The 16,924-nt window shown below is 68.9% G+C and carries 11 protein-coding genes and 1 pseudogene; 10 read left to right on the forward strand and 2 right to left on the reverse strand.

Going from position 1 to position 16,924, the window contains the following annotated elements; genetic code table 11:
• Positions 1 to 159: 159 nt before the first annotated feature.
• Complete coding sequence (locus tag AX744_RS12970) at positions 160 to 615, reverse strand: adenylyltransferase/cytidyltransferase family protein (protein WP_046746655.1); 456 nt, start codon at positions 613 to 615, stop codon at positions 160 to 162.
• A 120-nt stretch (positions 616 to 735) separates the two neighbouring features.
• Here AX744_RS12970 and AX744_RS12975 point away from each other — a divergent pair, with 120 nt between their 5' ends.
• Positions 736 to 1,956, forward strand: a complete 1,221-nt coding sequence (locus AX744_RS12975) for a glycosyltransferase (RefSeq protein WP_061017322.1) — start codon at positions 736 to 738, stop codon at positions 1,954 to 1,956.
• A gap of 94 nt (positions 1,957 to 2,050) precedes the next feature.
• Positions 2,051 to 3,073: a glycosyltransferase family 4 protein gene (locus AX744_RS12980; protein ID WP_061017324.1), complete on the forward strand. Its 1,023-nt coding sequence runs from the start codon at positions 2,051 to 2,053 to the stop codon at positions 3,071 to 3,073.
• Between the two features lie 22 nt (positions 3,074 to 3,095).
• Here the strand turns inward: AX744_RS12980 and AX744_RS21040 are convergent, their stop codons facing one another.
• On the reverse strand, positions 3,096 to 5,093 hold the full coding sequence (locus tag AX744_RS21040) for a glycosyltransferase (protein WP_231728809.1): 1,998 nt from the start codon (positions 5,091 to 5,093) through the stop codon (positions 3,096 to 3,098).
• 192 nt (positions 5,094 to 5,285) lie between these two features.
• Here AX744_RS21040 and AX744_RS12990 point away from each other — a divergent pair, with 192 nt between their 5' ends.
• The 8 genes and pseudogenes from AX744_RS12990 to AX744_RS20330 form a co-directional block, all read left to right on the forward strand.
• Positions 5,286 to 6,239 carry a glycosyltransferase family 2 protein gene (locus AX744_RS12990; protein WP_231728810.1) on the forward strand — a complete coding sequence of 318 codons (954 nt, stop codon included), beginning with the start codon at positions 5,286 to 5,288 and terminating at the stop codon, positions 6,237 to 6,239.
• Positions 6,230 to 6,949: a CDP-alcohol phosphatidyltransferase family protein gene (locus AX744_RS12995; protein ID WP_061017326.1), complete on the forward strand. Its 720-nt coding sequence runs from the start codon at positions 6,230 to 6,232 to the stop codon at positions 6,947 to 6,949. The genes AX744_RS12990 and AX744_RS12995 overlap by 10 nt, the downstream gene beginning before the upstream one ends.
• Complete coding sequence (locus AX744_RS13000) at positions 6,946 to 7,563, forward strand: arsenate reductase/protein-tyrosine-phosphatase family protein (RefSeq protein WP_061017328.1); 618 nt, start codon at positions 6,946 to 6,948, stop codon at positions 7,561 to 7,563. Before AX744_RS12995 ends, AX744_RS13000 begins: the two co-directional genes overlap by 4 nt.
• Positions 7,564 to 7,762: 199 nt before the next feature.
• The gene (locus tag AX744_RS13005; RefSeq protein ID WP_058631554.1) at positions 7,763 to 8,299 is read left to right on the forward strand and encodes a DUF4352 domain-containing protein; all 537 of its coding nucleotides are present in this window, start codon (positions 7,763 to 7,765) and stop codon (positions 8,297 to 8,299) included.
• An 86-nt stretch (positions 8,300 to 8,385) separates the two neighbouring features.
• Complete coding sequence (locus AX744_RS13010) at positions 8,386 to 13,095, forward strand: PKD domain-containing protein (protein WP_061017330.1); 4,710 nt, start codon at positions 8,386 to 8,388, stop codon at positions 13,093 to 13,095.
• A gap of 11 nt (positions 13,096 to 13,106) precedes the next feature.
• The gene (locus tag AX744_RS13015) at positions 13,107 to 14,417 is read left to right on the forward strand and encodes a hypothetical protein (RefSeq protein WP_061017332.1); all 1,311 of its coding nucleotides are present in this window, start codon (positions 13,107 to 13,109) and stop codon (positions 14,415 to 14,417) included.
• Between the two features lie 53 nt (positions 14,418 to 14,470).
• The gene (locus tag AX744_RS13020) at positions 14,471 to 15,823 is read left to right on the forward strand and encodes a polysaccharide biosynthesis tyrosine autokinase (protein WP_052748602.1); all 1,353 of its coding nucleotides are present in this window, start codon (positions 14,471 to 14,473) and stop codon (positions 15,821 to 15,823) included.
• A gap of 194 nt (positions 15,824 to 16,017) precedes the next feature.
• Positions 16,018 to 16,924, forward strand: a pseudogene (locus tag AX744_RS20330) (hypothetical protein); the annotation flags it as partial.

Below are 16,924 nucleotides of genomic sequence, written 5' to 3' on the forward strand. Positions count from 1 at the left end.
AGCTGCGCGAGGGCCAATTGAGCTGCGCGAGGGCCAATTGAGCTGCGCGAGGGCCGACTGAGCCGCGCGAGGGCCGACAGAGCCGCGCGAAGGCAGACAGAGCCGCGCGAAGGCAGACCGGGCGGATCGACCGGGTGACCCCGGTGACCGCTCAGGCGCTCAGCGCACCGAGGCGACGGCGGGAGCGTTCGCCCCGGCGGTGATCGCGTCGAGGGCGCGGCGCAGCGACGAACTCGACGTGTGCGCCGTGTACGGGAAGTACACGACCTCGACCCCGACCTCGGCGAACTCGCGCTCCAAGCGCAGGCCCTTGTCGGTGCCGCGCCAGTCGTCGCCCTTGAAGAAGTGCGTGAACTGCACGTCGCGCCACGAGTCCATCTTCGAAGGCGTCGTCTCGACGTAGACGTCGTCGACGAACGAGATGTGCTTCACGATCTCCGCACGCTCCGCGGTCGGGATGACGGGCTCGATGCCCTTCACCTGACGCAGCATCTCGTCGCTGACGACACCGGCGATCAGAATGTCGCAGTGCTGCTTGGCGTGACGAAGTAGATTCAGATGCCCGACGTGAAACAGGTCGAAAGCACCAACGGCATAGCCGATACGCGTCCCCATGATCTCCCCAGATCAGTAATTCCCCAGTAAGCGGATCCCCATCCGCTCCGCGACTCCCACAGCCGCGGTTCGAGAGTCTAGCAGGTTCGGGTTTCCTTCCGCATAGGAACCCGTGGAACGATGGAGGCCGCACGCGATGCGCGTGAGGGACAGGGGGCGGACGTGGGGGCACGGGTCACGGTCATCGTGCCGACGTTCAACGAGCGCGACAACGTCGCCGAGCTCGTGGCGCGCACGGCCGCAGCGCTCGACGGGTGGGACGCGGAGATCCTGTTCGTCGACGACAGCACGGACGATACGGCAGTCGAGATCGCCAGGGTCGCGGCGGACGCGCCGATCCCCGTGCGCGTGCTCCACCGCTCCGAGAACACCGGGGGTCTGGGCGGCGCGGTCGTCGTCGGGCTCGGGGCTGCCGCGGCCGACGTCTGCATCGTGATGGACGGCGACCTCCAGCATCCGCCCGAGCTCCTCCCCGCCCTCCTCGCCCGGTATTCGCAGGGGGACGCCGATGTCGTCGCCGCGTCGCGCTACGTCGGCGGAGGGGATACGAGCGGTCTCGGCACGGCGGTGCGCTTCGGCGTCTCCCGCGTGGCGACCTGGCTCACCAGGGCCATGTTCCCGATCCGCCTGGCCCACAGCACCGACCCGATGACCGGTTTCTTCCTCGTCGACCGCGCGCGCCTCGACCTCTCCACGCTCCAGCCTCGCGGTTTCAAGATCCTCCTGGAGATCCTGGCCCGCAACGACATGCGCATCACCGAGGTGCCGATGGAGTTCGCCGAGCGTCGCCACGGCACCTCGAAGGCGAGCCTGCGTCAGGGGGCGATGTTCCTCGAGCACCTCGCGCGACTGCGCTTCGGCAAGATGTCGCTGTTCGCACTGATCGGCGTGATCGGAGCAGCAGCGAACCTCGGCATCATGTGGGTGCTGACGGCCGCGGACGTGCCGTACATCTGGGCGGCGATCATCGGAGCCGAGGTCACGATCATCGGCAACTTCCTGCTGCAGGAGCGGTTCGTGTTCGCCGACATGCGCACGGATGCCCGTGGTCTCGGCATCCGCTTCGCCAGCTCCTTCGCCTTCAACAACGTCGAGGCGGCTCTGCGCATCCCGGTGATGGCGCTGATGGTCGAGTCGTGGCACATCTCGAGCGTCGTCGCGACAGGCCTCTCGCTCATCGTGGCGTTCTTCGCCCGGTTCCTGTTCCACTCGCTCGTCGTGTACGCGCCGAAGCGTCGGAGCAAGGACCATGCGGTCGGCGTCGAGCCGCCCACCGACACCGCGGCGCAACGCGTGATCAGGGCGATCGACGCCGAGGTGATGAAGCCCGGCGAGCTCTAGCGCCGGAGCGCGAAGGCGGGGCTCGAAGGCAGAGCGAAGCGATCTCCGGAACTTCTCTCTTGCCAGGATCCGTGGCGAGGTCCATAGTTGGCTCGTGGAATCCGAGGGCAGTCCCTCCCTGACTCTCACCTGGGCGCATCGAGCCGAACAGTCGGCGCGCGCCTGGGAGCAGAGCCACGCCAGGGGAGAGGTGCCCAGTGTCTGGCCGTACGGCTTCGATGCGCTACGCGACCACGCGGCCGTGGAGGTGGTCGACCTCGCCCCGCCGAGCAGAATCGCACGGGCTCGCTCGCGACTCTCCCTGGGGCCGCGTCCCGCCCGCGGTCTCGCGCTCACCTGGGATGAGAACACGGCCTATCGGATGCAGACCACGCACCCGCGGGATCGCTTCGCCACCGGCGTGATCTGGCTCACCGACATGGCCGAGACAGACGGAGCACCGGAGCGGATGCTGGCGATGCTGCGCAGGGCGGAGGCCGCCTGGGTGCTCAGCGAGGCGCAGGTCGAGCCGCTGCGCACGATGCTGGGGGGAACGGAGACGCGGGTGTTCGCGGTGCCCTTCGGCATCGACAGCTCCTTCTTCGTCGCGAGGCCCTACCCGGCGCGGCCGTGCATCGTCAGCGCCGGCAACGACAGAGACCGCGACCCGGCGACTCTCTTCGCGGCGCTCGCGCGTGTGCTCGCCATCCGTCCGGAGACGGACGTGGTCGTGCAGACCCGTTCGGACCTCGACCCGCCGGAGGGGGTGCGGGTCGTCCGCCATCTGCCGCACGCCGAGCTGCGTGACCTCTACGCCACGGCGAGCGTCGTGGTCGTTCCGACCAGGGAGAACCTCCACGCATCCGGGATGACTGTCGCGCTCGAAGCCCTCGCGACGGCCCGTCCGGTCGTGGTCTCCGATACCCCGGGGATGCGCCAGTACGTCGGTGAGGGGCGCACCGGTCACCTCGTTCCCGCTGAGGATCCCGCCGAGCTCGCCCTCGCGCTGCTCCGTCTTCTCGATCACCCCGAGCGCGCCGCCGAGCTCGGGCGGAACGGGCGCATCGAGGTCGAGCGGCAGTTCACCACGCAAGTGATGGTCGCCGCCCTGGTGCGGGGGCTGCTGCCCCCGAGGTGACCGCGTCGCGGCCCACCGTCGTCTAGCGCTTCGCGCCGCGTCGCTTCACTCGCACGGCCGCGCGGAACGCGTCGGCGTGGGCACGGCCTGCATCGGCCCAGTCCCGTCGGGAGAGGTCGGGCGAACCCGTCAGCGTGGTCGCCGCCCGCCACGCCTCCACCACGGTCGGAGCATCGAGGTCTCCGTCGTACATGAGCACCCACTCCTGACCGACTTCGCGTCCGAGCGTCTCGTTCGCCTCGTTGCGGGGCACGAGCACGGGTCGGTCCATCGACAGGGCGGCGAGCACGCTGCCCGAGTTGTGCATGAACCGGTAGGCCAGCACGATGAGGTCGGAAGACGTCGCGAGCTGCACGAGCTCGGCATCGCTCAGGAAGTCGAGGTGCAGGCTCACTCCGGGGAGGTCTGCCGTCCGTGCACGGAGGTCATCGCCGAGCTCGAGGGTGGACGGGCGTCCGCCGATCCGCAGGCTCAAAGCCGGTTCCACCGCGACGGCCTCCGCATAGGCGTCGATGAACCCCTCGAGGCCCTTGTAGCGGCGGATCCCGCCGAAGGAGCCGAGCTGGCCCCGAACCTTCTCCGCAGCGGGGAACTTCGCGTACCAGCCGCGGTAGTCGCCGTGCAGGATCAAGCTGTGCGGCGTGCCGGGCGCGAGCGGGGTGGTCTCGTTGATGACGATCCGGTAGTCGGTGTGGCGGTCGATGAAACGCAGCAGCCACAGGCGCGGCGCGTTGTCGTCCGGCAGCTCGATGTTGTGCACCGTGCGCACCACGGCGATCCGACGCGACAGGCGGTGACGGAAGACGAGCGCGGCGGTGAGCAGATACTTGCCCGTGGACTTCCACCAGGTGGATCCGTGCAGCTTCGCCTCCGGCCAGTGCCAGTGGAAGGCGTCATAGCGCCCGAACAGCGCAGTGCCCCACGAGAACCGCAGACGCGTGAGGCCCTCGGTCGAGCCCAGTGCTTCGTCGAGCATCTTGTTATACGGGTTCGTCGTCGGACGGGGAGCGCCCAACGACTGCATCACGCGGATGGTCGATCCGGGAACGGTCATGGTGGCGTCATCCTCCGATGGGCGTCGGTACTCGTCGTAGCGTCGACCGAGGGCGGCGGCGATCGTGCCCCGTCCGCGGTGCATGAGCCGGGTTCCCCTGGCGTGATGGGTGATGTTCGAGGTCAGGGCGCCGAAGGCTCTCCGCAGGGCGCCGACGACGATACGGGCCACGCCTCCGACCAGAGCCCGCAGTCGCAGCACCCCGCGGCGGATCTTCCCGTCGGTGAGCTGGAGCTGGATGCGGGTGCCCGCGTTCGCCGAGCTGAAGGCACGCTGTGCCGCCCAGGCGCGGCTCAGGCGCGCGGCGACGACGAGGTCTTCCGTCTCGGACTCGTTGCACCACACGATCAAGCCGCCTCGTCGGGCGAGCTGCCGGGAGAAGAGTGTGTCCTCGCCGCCGCCGAGACCGAGCGAAGGGTCGAACCGCAGACCGAGCCGCCGGATGGAGCGGAGGTCCAGCAGCAGGTTGCCCGCCGCTGCCACCTGGAGCACGGTGCCCGTCTCCCTTGGCGGCCGTCGGAAGGTGCCGGATGCGAGGAGCCACGGGTCGACGTCCTCGTCGAAGACGGAGATCACGCGCCCCATCACGGCATCGGCGCCGTGTTCGCGCCACACCTCGATGAGCGCGGAGAGCCACCGCTCTCGCGGGACCTCGTCGTCGTCGATGAAGGCCAGCAGGTCGCGGTCGGCGCACTCGTCCAGGAGGCGGTTGCGAGCGGCGACGATCCCCGGCTCGGGTTCGACGACGTAGCGGACCGGGACGCTCGCACCGGCGGCCACCTCCCTGGCGGAGCCGGAGGGATCGTTGTCCACCACCAGCACGTCCACCGTGACCCCGAGGTCTGCGCACTCGGCGATCCGCTCGGGAAGCGTGCGCAGCAGCGCTCGGAGCAGCTCCGGCCTCCGGTACGTGGGTACGCCGATCGTCACCCTGATCATGTCGTTCGATTCCGGTCCCCTGGTCATCCGCCCCATCCCCATGGCAGTATCGCGCCTCGACTCCGACGCCGGCTCATCGTATCGTGAACCCCTGAAGCCGCTCGTCGAGGAAGCTCTCGCGTATAGTCGTTCACCTGGGAGTCGACGTCGGTCGCGACTCTGGGGAATTCGACCGGCGACCCGAGGCGATCCGTGATCCGGATCCGGGGGGAGGATCGCGTGTCAATCGAGCACGGACGGCTTGCCGTGGTCGTGGTCAACTACGCCTCGGCGGGGTTGCTCGAGCGCAACCTGGTGATGGTGGAGCGCGAGGCGCGCGCGATCGATCAGCATGCGCTCGTCATCGTCGTCGACAACTGGTCGAACGCCGAAGAACGGCGCGCTGCCGCGACGATCGCCGACGCGCAGGGCTGGCTCCTGATCGAACCGCGATCCAACTCGGGCTTCGGCGGCGGGGTCAACATCGGGGTGACGCGCGCGCTCGCCGAGGGTGCCACCGACGTCCTCGTGATCAATCCGGACGCGCACATCGATCGCGCGTCGCTGCGCCGACTGGCCGCAGCCACCGACGCCGAGCGCACGACCCTCGCCTCGCCGGTCATCACGGACTCGGACGGCAAGACCTGGTTCGCCGGGATCGATCTCCTGCTCGCCGACGGCACCATGCGCGCACGCCGCAAGCGCGACGCCGGGGACACCCAGCCGTTCGAACCATGGTTGAGCGGGGCCTGCCTGTGGATCACGCGCGAGGTCTGGGATCTCGCCGGCGGGTTCGACGACGAATACTTCCTCTACTGGGAGGACGTCGACTTCTCGCGTCGTGTCGTGTCGGCCGGCGGATCGCTGGCCCTCGTCGAGGACGCCAGGGCCGTGCACGACGAGGGAGGCACGCAGCGCGCGGAGCCCGAGACCTCACGCGCCAAGTCCGAGGGCTACTACTACTACAACATCCGCAATCGGATGCTCTACGCCGTGCGCCATCTCGATGACGAGGCCGTGCAGCGCTGGTGCCGGTCCATCCCGCGCACCGCCAGGGAGGTCATCCTCCGCGGTGGCCGACGACAGCTGATCCAGTCGCCCGCTCCGATCCGGGCCTATCTTCGCGGTGTGCGCGAAGCCCGACGGATCGCGCGGACGCACACCTCGGGCCAGAAGGGCAGGAAATGGTCGTAGACGCCTATCACCGTCTCGCACGCGCGCAGAAGGGGCACGCTCGTGGGGCGCCCGCCTACTCGGTGTACGTCAATCGGCGCATCGGTCGGGTGCTCGCCGCCGTCGCGTATCGGATCGGTCTCACCCCGAACCAGGTGTCGATCATCAGCGCGGTGCACTCCTTCATCGCGATCGGCCTCATCGCGTTCGGCCCCGTGAACGTGCCCATGGGCCTCCTGATCGCTCTGCTGCTGGTGCTCGGCTACGCCTGGGACTCGGCCGACGGTCAGGTGGCGCGTCTGCGCGGCGGGGGAAGCCCCCAGGGCGAGTGGCTCGATCACTTCATCGACACTCTCAAGATCGCCTCCCTCCACCTCGCCGTGCTGATCGGGCTCTATCGCGTGCTTCCCCACACGCCTCTTCTCCTGCTGATCCCGATCGTGTTCAGCATCGTCGCCACGACCACGTTCTCGGGAATGCTCCTGAACGATCTGCTCAAGGGCAAGCACGCGGTGGCGTCGACCCACGAGCGAGGAGGCGGGACCCTGCTGCGCTCGCTCATCCTGCTGCCGACGGACTTCGGGCTGGTGTGCCTCGTGTTCGTGCTGTGGGGGTGGACGCCGGCATTCCTCGTCGGCTACGGCGCTCTGTGCCTGGCCGCTGTCCTGTTCCTCGCGCTCGCCGCGGTGAAGTGGTTCCGCGAGATCGGAAGGCTCGGTGCCTCCGCATGACGGACGAGAAGATCCTGGTCGTGTGCGCGGCTAACGTGTGCCGGTCGCCGTTGGGCGAGCTGGCTCTTCGTCGCGGGCTCGGCGCGGATTCCCCCATCACCGTGAGCAGTGCCGGTGTGCGGGCGAACGCCGGCGACCCGATCTGCGCGGCGGTGGCCTCGGTCCATGAGGACGAGGAATGGCAGGCCTGGGCGCAGGAGCATCGGGCGCAGCCGGTGACGATCGAGCAGGTCGAGCAGGCGAGCATCGTGCTGACCGCATCGCGCGACATCCGTGGCGAACTGGTGAGGATGGCACCGCGTTCGCGTGACTGGATGTTCACGATCAAGGAAGCCGCCCATCTGGGGGAGGGCTTCTCGTCCTCCGCCTCCGAGCGCGTGGTGGAGTACGTGGCGCACCTCGACCGTGCACGTTCCCGCGCCGTCCCGCTGACACCGCCTGGGGGCCCCGGGACACGCCTGCGTCAGCTGTTCCAGGCCCGGGGGACCGTCGATCCGACGAGCATCGCCGATCGGCACGGGAGTCGCGGTCACCTGGAGACGATCCACGAGGTCGATGCCGCCATCGCGACGGTCCTCGCACAGCTCACGGGCCATCGTCGACACGCTTCCTGACCGGGCACTTGTGGTTTTCCAGACCTCACACTAGGATTAGCCGACGCCGCGTTCCGCGCGGTTGAAGGGGACCTGAAGCCGAGGGGGCTTCGGGATTGAGGAATCTGGGTTCTGGGGAGCTGCAGTGTTCAACGTTTCATCATGCCGTTCTGGGGACGGCACTTCGCGCTCACGACGCGCGATCTTCGTCGCGCCTCTGGTGGCGCTGGCACTCGTGACGGCCGGTTGCACCGCTGCCGCGCCGAGCGCATCGGAATCGCCGGCGCCGGAAGGCACTAGCACCACCGACTGGACGCCGCCCGCCGACACCGAGGCCCAGGGGCCCACGGAAGGCCCGGCGCTCACAGAGGAGAACGGAGCGCTCGACGCGCCCATCTCCCTCTCCACCGACATGGTCGTCACGATCGACAAGATCTCGACCACGACGATCAAGCCCGAGACGCCCGGCGAGTACGCCGGACCCGCGGTGGTCGTCACGCTGACCGTGGCCAACGACTCGAAGCGTGCGCAGAGCGTCGACTCCGCGGTCGTCAGTCTCGTCACGGACGACGGCGACATCGGGGTCTCCACGACCGCCGGCCCGAACGAACCCCTGCAGGGTGAGGTCGCCGCGGGCGCGAAGACCACCGGCACCTACGTCTTCATGCTCGATCCGACGCAGGGGCGCTCGGTGAAGATCAGCGTCAACTACGCCGCAGGCGAGCCGGTGGCCACCTTCGCCGGCCAGCTGTCCTGACGCGCACGTAATCACTCGCATCACTTTCGTTTTTCATTTGCACTAACTCATTTTCGAAGAAGAAAACTGGCGGCTGGGGAGTCACTATGGGGAACACATCGACCACGAGGCGAGCGCTGAGCGCACTCGCGTCTGTCGTGACGGCGGCGTTGCTCGTCGCAGGCATGACGACACTGGGAGCGCAGGCGGCGTCAGCAGACGTCCCCTCGACCCCACCGCCTCTGCTGCAGCGTGACGACAACGTCGTCACCTCGGATCCGATTCCGACGGTGCAGATCGACAACGGCTACGTCTGGGCGCAGACGATGATCGGGTCGACCGTCTATGCGGTCGGCAAGTTCGACAACGCCAGGGCCCCGCTCGCCACGCCGGGAACGAGCCTGACGGCCCGCTCCAACGTGCTCGCCTACGACATCAACACGGGTCAGCTGCTCTCGTTCGCGCCGCAGGTGAACGGTGTGATCAAGGCCGTCGCCGCGTCGCCGGACGGCAGCCGCATCTACATCGGCGGATCGTTCAACTCCGTCAACGGTCAGGCCCGCTGGAACTTCGCGGCCCTCGATGCCGTGACCGGCCAGCTCGTGGCCGGCTTCAACCCGTCGATCGGCGGCAGCGGTGTCTACGCCCTCGCAACCTCCGGCACCAGCGTCTACGTGGGCGGGCTGTTCACGCAGGGCAACGGCACCGCCCGCAAGAACCTCGCCGGCTTCAACGCCGCCAACGGAGCCCTGTTGAGCTGGGCGCCGCAGACCGACCTCCAGGTCGACGCGATGGTCATGGACCCCGCGGGGCAGAACGTCATCGCCGCCGGGCGCTTCTCGCAGGTCAACGGCGACCTGACGATGCGCGGAACCGTGGCACTGGACAAGGCGACCGGCGCGGTCGACACGTCCTGGGCACTCCCGCAGACGGTCAAGAACGGCTCGAACACGGGCTCGAACTCCGGCAAGGCCGGCATCTTCGGTCTCGCCGCCGACGACAAGGCCGTGTACGGCACCGGCTGGGTCTACGCCGACGCCGCCACGGGAAACCTGGAGGGGACCTTCGCGGCGGAAGCAGGGACGGGCCAGGTCCGCTGGATCGCCGACTGCCTCGGTGACCACTACGGCGTGTACTCCACCGGCAAGGTCGTCTACACGACCAGCCACACGCACGCGTGCGGCACGATGAGCCTGCACCCGGAGCAGAACCCGCGCACGCACCGCTACTCGGAGGCGTACACGGCGGATGCTCGCGGCTCGCTGGGCAACCAGCCCGCAGCCGGCGGCACCTACAAGAACTGGGCGGGCACTCCTGCACCGTCGCCCTACGCCTGGACGCCCGACTGGGCCGTCGGTGTGACGACGGGCATGGGACAGGCCGGTCTGTCGATCACGGGCGCCGGCAACATGATCTCGATCGGCGGTGAGTTCCGGTCCGTGAACAACGGCCGCTTCGAGGGACTCGTGCGCTTCTCGACGAACCCCCCTGGCGGAGCCAAGGACGGTCCCCGTCTCGCGGCGGCGAACTGGACCGGCACGGCGCAGTCGTTCATCCCCGGTCGCGTCCGGGTGTCGATCCCGGCCAACTGGGACCGCGACGATCTGACGCTCACGTACGAGCTCCGTCGCACCGGCACGGCCACGCCGGTCGCCACGACCACAGCCAACGGCACGTGGTGGAACCGGCCGTCCGTCACCCTCGAGGACAAGACGGCGACACCGGGATCGCAGCAGGAGTACACGGTCAGCGCCAAGGACAGCGCGGGAAACACCGTCAGCAGCCAGGCCATGAGCGTCACGGTCGCGTCGGGAACGGTCTCGAGCTACACGAACGCGATCTCGGCCGACAACCCGCAGCTCTACTACCCGCTGGGCACCGCGGTGCAGGACTGGGCGGGCGCGAACCCTCCCGTGTTCGGCTCCGGCGTGACGTCGTCGGCTTCGGGCGTGGAGAACACCGCGACCGGCGCATCGACGTTCAGCGGAACCTCGTCGGGGCGAGCCTCTTCGACCGACAAGATCGCCGCATCGACGGAGTTCTCCACGGAGCTGTGGTTCAAGACCAACACCAACACCGGTGGCAAGCTGCTCGGCTACGGGTCGGCGGCCTCGGGCGACTCCACGAGCTACGACCGCCATCTCTACATGACGAACAACGGGCGTCTGGTGTTCGGCACCTACAACGGCAGCACGCAGACGATCCAGAACACCACGGCGCTGAACAACAACGCCTGGCACCATGCGGTGGCCACGCAGAGCGCTGACGGCATGAAGCTGTACATCGACGGCGTGCTCGTCTCGTCCGCGGCCGGCGCGACCACCGCCGAGAACTACGTCGGGTACTGGCGTGTCGGCGGGGACAACCTCAACAGCTGGCCCTCCGCACCGAGCTCGAGCAACTTCAAGGGAGCTCTCGACGAGGTCGCGGTGTACCCCTACGCGCTCACCGCCGCGCAGGTGCAGACCCACTACGGCATCGGCAAGGGCTTCCAGCCGCCGACCGCGGCCTTCACCTCGACGCCGACGGATCTCGCCGTGGCATTCGACGCCAGCACGTCCGCGCCGACCGGCTCGGCCACGATCACCGGCTACCGCTGGGACTTCGGGGACGACTCGGCCACCGCGACGGGTAAGACGGTGTCGCACACCTACACGGCGGCGGGCACGTACACCGTCAAGCTCACCGTGACCGACAGCAACGGCCTGGCCACCACGACGGAGAACCCCGTCACGGTGCAGGCGGCCAACGTCCTTCCGACCGCGTCCTTCGAGCTGTCGGGCACCGGGCTCTCGGTCTCGGCCGACGCCTCGGCATCGACCGATTCGGACGGCACGATCGCCTCGTACGACTGGAACTGGGGCGACGGTTCGACGTCCTCCGGCCAGGTCGCCAGCCACGTGTACGCCTCGGCGGGCACGCGCACGGTCACTCTGACGGTCACCGACAACCGCGGTGGCACGGCGACGACGACGCGGGAGTCCGTCACGACCCACGCGAACCCGGTCGCCACCTTCACCGCGACGGCGTCGGGGATGAACGTGGACGTCTCGGCCGCGGGCTCGAGCGCCTCCGACGGCGCGACGCTGTCGTACTCCTGGAACTGGGGTGACGGCACGGCCGCGGGCAGCGGTGCGACCGCCGGTCACACCTACGCCCAGCCCGGTGCGCACGACATCACGCTCACGGTGACCGACAGCCTCGGCGGATCGGCCAGCGTCACGAAGTCCGTGACCGTCCAGGCTCAGGTGTTCGCCGCGTCCGACTCCTTCGGTCGTGTCGTGTCGAGCGGATGGGGCGCGGCCGACATCGGCGGCACCTGGGCGCCGATGAGCGGTTCGGCCGCCGTCACCTCCGTCGGCGACGGCGTCGGCAAGGTGAACCTCACGCCGGGTGAGACGCGCGAGATGCTGCTGCAGGGAACGTCTCTCCTCGACACGTCCGCGCGCATCACCTACACGCTGGCCTCCGGCCCGTCGACGGGTGTGGCCTACGAAGGACTCGGTGCACGTCGCTCCGGCTCCAACGGGTACCGCGCACTCGCGTGGCACCGGGCGGACGGGACCACGTGGCTCGTGATCCACCGCAACGGAACCGCGATCGCCAGCACCGCCGTCGCCGGTCTCACCTGGACCGCGGGAAGCACGTTCAACCTCGCCATGGAGACGACGGGGTCCGGGACGACGACCATCCGCGCGAAGCTGTGGGCTGCCGGAGCTGCGGAGCCCGCCAACTGGCAGCTCTCCACGACGGACACGACGCCCGCCTTGCAGGTCGCGGGGGCGCCGACGGTCTTCTCCTACCGCGCAGGCAGCGCGACCGGCACCAACCTGGCGAGCTTCGACGACTTCACGCTGAAGAACCTCGGGGCGGCGACACCGCAGCCCGAGCCGCAGCCGGAGCCGCAGCCGCAGCCGAACGTGCCGCCGACCGCGGCCTTCACGGCGACGACCACGGGGCTGACCGTGAACGTCAACGGTGGGGCATCGATCGACTCGGACGGCACCATCGCCTCCTATGCCTGGAACTTCGGAGACGGATCGACGGGCACGGGGGCGACCAGCTCGCGGGCGTACACCGCGGCGGGCACCTACACGGTGACCCTCACGGTGACGGACGACAAGGGGGCCACCCACACCGCGACCCAGCAGGTCACGGTCACGGCACCGCCGGTCGACCCGCAGCCTCAGCCCAACCCGGCCGCGCTCGCGAGCGATGAGTTCGACCGCACGGCGGGGCCCGGCTGGGGAACCGCGGTCACGGGCGGAGCGTGGACGGTCGCCGGCGGTTCGCAGGCGGCGGCGACCGTCGCCGACGGCCAGGGCAAGCTGAGTCTGGTCGCGGGGGACACCCGCCACGCCACGCTCAACTCGACCTCGATCGGCGACGCGATCCTCGAGACGCAGTTCCGCGTCGACCAGGCTCCCGCCGCGGGCGGCGCCTACGTCGGCGTGATCGCGAGGCAGACCGCTGCCGGGAAGTACTTCGCCCGTGCGTGGCTCCGTCCTGACGGAACCGTCTGGCTCGTGGTCCACCGCGAGGGAACGGTGCTGCTGACGCAGGCTGTACCCGGACTCGTGTGGGCGGCGAACACGTCGTACAGCCTCAAGGTCTCCGTCACCGGATCGGCCTCCACCGCCATCTCGGCGAAGATCTGGGCGACCGGCACGACAGAGCCCGCGAACTGGCAGATCAACGCGACGGACACGACTCCGCTCGCTGCGGGTTCCGTCGGTCTCAGCGGCAACCGGTCGGGCAGCTCCACGGCGCCCCTGAACGTCTCGTTCGATTCGTTCCGCGTCACCGCGCCCCAGTAAGATCCTGACGCATGGCCACTGCTGTTCCGATCGCGCTCCTCGCCGTCGGAGGAATCGCAGCAGTGGCCATCGTCGTTTTCGTGCTCAGGCTGCTGCCGCGCACGGCGTTCGTGGGCTGGGCCTGCGTCCTCTTCTTCGTGCCGCTCTGGGTCGGCGTCAACATCGGCTTCTACTGGGCCGCGATAACGCTGCTGACCGCCCTGATGATCATCGTCAACTGGTCGGTCGTCCCGCTGCGCGCCGCAGATGCCTGGGTCGTGGCATTCGTCATCGTGATCGTCGGGCTGTACGGCTTCGGAACGGTCGATCTCCCGTCGCTCGTCGCCGCTCTGCTCGAATGGGTCATCCCCTATCTCTGGGGACGCGTGGTGCTCGCCCGGGTCGCGCCGGAATGGGTCACGTCGACGATCGCGGTCGTCGCCATCGTGGCAGCCGTCCTCGGCATCATCGAGTTCTTCACCTCCCTCAATCCCTTCGTCCTGATCCCCGGATCCGGCGTGGTCTACGACACCTGGAGTCCTCTCCAGGAACGCGGCGGGGTGCTGAGGGTCGAGGGCGCGTTCGGCCACTCGATCGCCCTGGGAGCGGCGCTGGCGATGTCGTCGGCGTTCATCGTGGCGACGAAGTGGCGGCTGATCCCGAAGATCGGCGGCGTGGTGATCGTCGCGGTGGCGACGGTGCTGACGTTCAGCCGAGCCGGACAGCTCACCCTCGTGCTCACGCTGGTGCTGTCCACGTTCCTCATCGTCGGGGTGTCCACGCGGTTCCGGGTCGCCGTCGTCACGGCCGGTGTCATCGGCACCGCCATCGCCATCCCGATCATCGACTCCGTCTTCGGGGCGGCGGGTGACGAGGCGGGCGGCAGCGCGGACTACCGGACCGATCTCCTGGTGCTCCTCCAGCAGGTGCAGCTCTTCGGCAACCCGGGGGACTGGCACTCGCTCGTCTCGGGGGACTACTACCTCGGCTACTTCGCGCGCTCCGTCGACAACGCGCTCGTCCTCACTCTGCTCCGGTACGGGTACGTCCCCACACTGCTGATCATGGCCGCCCTGGTCTGCGCGGCGATCATGACCGTACGACGCTCGACCAGGAGCCCGGCGTCGATCGCCGTCGTCGGACAGCTGCCGAGCCTCGTGGTGGTGGCGTTGATCACGCAGTACAGCATGTTCCTCTGGTTCTGCGTGGGCCTGGCGATCACGTGGGCGCGCGACGCGGACGTGATCGGCAGAGGGGGGCAGCAGTCAGAGGAAGCACTCCAAGACGGGCTCGGACCCGTGCACCGGCAGCGCCTCGTCGGGAAGCCCCCTGCACAATCATGAGGTCGCAGGAACGAACACCTCTAGAATCGAAGTCTCAGGGGGAATGGGGAGTCATGGGCGAGAGCCGGGTGAGTCTGCGCGTGATCGCCAGCTCGTTGCGCAAGTTCTGGTGGGCGATCGTGCTCTGCGCGGTCGTCGGGGCTGCAGGGTCCTTCGGGTACGCCTCGTTGCAGACCCCCCTGTTCCAGGCGACGACCTCGTTGTACTTCGCCCTGAACCAGGGAACCAGCGCCTCTGACCTCAACCAGGGCTCTGTGTACACGCAGAGCCAGATGCTGTCGTTCGCCCAGTTGGCGACCAGCTCGCGGGTGCTCGACCCCGTCATCGAGGAGCTGGGGCTCGACACGACTCCGCGAGCCCTCGCAAGGGACATCGAGGTCACGATCCCCCAGAGCACGGTCACGTTGCGGATCACGGGGATCACGGACGATCCGAAGGCAGCGGCCGAGCTGGCCGATGCCGTGGCGGACCAGCTCATCATCGTGGTCAAGGACGTGGCGCCCAAGGACCCGCAGGGCGAATCGACGATCACGGCGCAGGTCATCGACGACGCGGTCGTGCCTGAGTTCCAGTTCACGCCGAGCAAGCCGCGCGATGCCCTTCTCGGAGGCTTCCTCGGGGGCGTCCTGGGCCTCGCCATCGCGGTGCTCATCGGAGTGCTCGACACCCGTATGCGCAACGAGGAGACGCTGACGGAGGCGGGTGGCGACCCTGTTCTGGGCGTCGTCTCGAAGTCGCCTCTCCTGGCCATGCGGGGCATCGCCGTCGCGCAGGAGCCGCTCGGCCACACCTCGGAGGAGTTCCGCCGTATCCGGTCGGCTCTGGCCTACGCGAACGTCTCCTCGCGGGTGAAGGTGCTGCTGGTGACGTCGGGCATGCCGGCGGAGGGCAAGTCGACCATCTCGGTCAACCTGGCCATGACCCTCGCCGGTCTGCGCAACTCGGTGCTGCTGATCGACGCCGACATGCGGCGGCCGCGGGCGCACGAGCACGCGGGCATCGACGGCTCGATCGGTCTGACCAGCGTGCTGCTGGACGAAGTCGAGTTCGAGGTCGCCAAGCACAGTGTCGCCGACAGCACGCTCGATATCCTGCCCGCAGGTACCATCCCGCCGAATCCGGCGGAGCTCCTGACGTCGGCGCGCATGAACCAGCTCCTCGACTTCGCCGCAGCGGAGTACGACTACGTGGTCATCGATTCCCCGCCGATCCTCAGCGTGGCCGACGCCAACCTCTTCGCTACCCAGACCGACGGCGTGATCCTCGTGGTCGACGCGACGAAGACGCGCCGCGCCGCGCTCGCCAAGAGCATCAAGTCGCTCGAGTCGGGCGGTGCCCGCATCCTCGGCACGGTTCTGAACCGCGCCCGGCCGGATCGTCACCGCAGCGAGTACTACAGCGACTGAGGCGACATCCGAGGCCCCTCGGGTCGCGGAAGCGACGAAGTATATCGGTGCCTCGCCGTTTCCGTTTGTCTTCGCCGGGATGGCCGGGGTATTCTTCATGAGTTGCGAGGGGGACTCGCACTTTGCTGCCCGGGGTTGAAACTGCGGCGGAGCTGCGGGGTGATCATGAATCTGCCCCAGAAGACGGTGACACCGTGCCCACTCCGCTCCTCGACCGCACCTCACGCGAGACTTCGAGTCCGCCCCGGCGACGCACCCGCACGATGCTCGCAGGAGTGCTGACCGCTGCCGTCGCGCTCACGACGGCGCTGACAGCCGTTCCTGCGTCGGCACTGGCCGACGACGCTCCGCTCCTCGCACAGTCCGCCGATGCCACGGACGCTCCCGTCATCGCCGACGACATGGATCGCACGGTCGACTCGGGGTGGGGGTCCTCGCCCGACGGCCCATGGCGTGTCGTGGAAGGGACGGCGAGCGTGACCGGCGAGCAGGCGCTGCTCGCGAGTCGCAAGCCGGGTATCACCGCCAGGGCCACCATCGACGGTGCGGTCGCCGCTGATGTGGACAGCCGGTTCTCGCTGACCGTTCCCGAGCTGCCCGTGGGAGGGCCGCTCTACCTCTCCCAGGCGGTCCGGGTGTCCGGCGCCGACTCGTACGGGGTGCGCGTGCGCGTCCATCCCGACGGCTCGGCCTACGTATCGGTCGTGCGGCTCACCGACCTCATGCGCGTGCAGCATCTGGCCGAGCGTCGGCTTCCCCTCACCGTGACGGGCGGTGACACGCTGACGGTGGCGTTCAGCGTCGCCGGCACGAGTCCGGTGGCCCTGGCGGCCAAGGCCTGGGAGTCGAACGCCGCGGAGCCGGCGGATTGGCAGGTGACGTACTCCGACGACTCGAACGCGCGGATTCAGTCCGCAGGCGGATACGGCTTCGCGCTCTACACGTCCTCCGGGGCCAGGGCTGCTGTTCCGGTGGGAATCGACGACTTCGCGGTGACCGCGCCCGCGCCGTCCCCGGAGCCCTCACCCGCTCCCGAGCCCGCTCCGGCTCCTGAGCCCGCGCCGACCCCGGCTCCTGAGCCCACCCCGACGCCGTCTCCTG

This window comes from Microbacterium sp. CCH5-D1, assembly GCF_001557335.1.
GTDB classification, from domain to species: Bacteria; Actinomycetota; Actinomycetes; order Actinomycetales; family Microbacteriaceae; genus Microbacterium; species Microbacterium oxydans.

What these genes read in the sequence shown, in the direction of transcription:
- AX744_RS12970 (WP_046746655.1), bottom strand. Translation starts at nt 615, where the DNA reads ATGGGGACGCGTATCGGCTATGCCGTTGGTGCTTTCGACCTGTTTCAC.
- AX744_RS12975 (WP_061017322.1), top strand. Translation starts at nt 736, where the DNA reads ATGGAGGCCGCACGCGATGCGCGTGAGGGACAGGGGGCGGACGTGGGG.
- AX744_RS21040 (WP_231728809.1), bottom strand. Translation starts at nt 5,093, where the DNA reads ATGACCAGGGGACCGGAATCGAACGACATGATCAGGGTGACGATCGGC.
- AX744_RS12995 (WP_061017326.1), top strand. Translation starts at nt 6,230, where the DNA reads ATGGTCGTAGACGCCTATCACCGTCTCGCACGCGCGCAGAAGGGGCAC.
- AX744_RS13000 (WP_061017328.1), top strand. Translation starts at nt 6,946, where the DNA reads ATGACGGACGAGAAGATCCTGGTCGTGTGCGCGGCTAACGTGTGCCGG.
- AX744_RS13010 (WP_061017330.1), top strand. Translation starts at nt 8,386, where the DNA reads ATGGGGAACACATCGACCACGAGGCGAGCGCTGAGCGCACTCGCGTCT.
- AX744_RS13015 (WP_061017332.1), top strand. Translation starts at nt 13,107, where the DNA reads ATGGCCACTGCTGTTCCGATCGCGCTCCTCGCCGTCGGAGGAATCGCA.
- AX744_RS13020 (WP_052748602.1), top strand. Translation starts at nt 14,471, where the DNA reads ATGGGCGAGAGCCGGGTGAGTCTGCGCGTGATCGCCAGCTCGTTGCGC.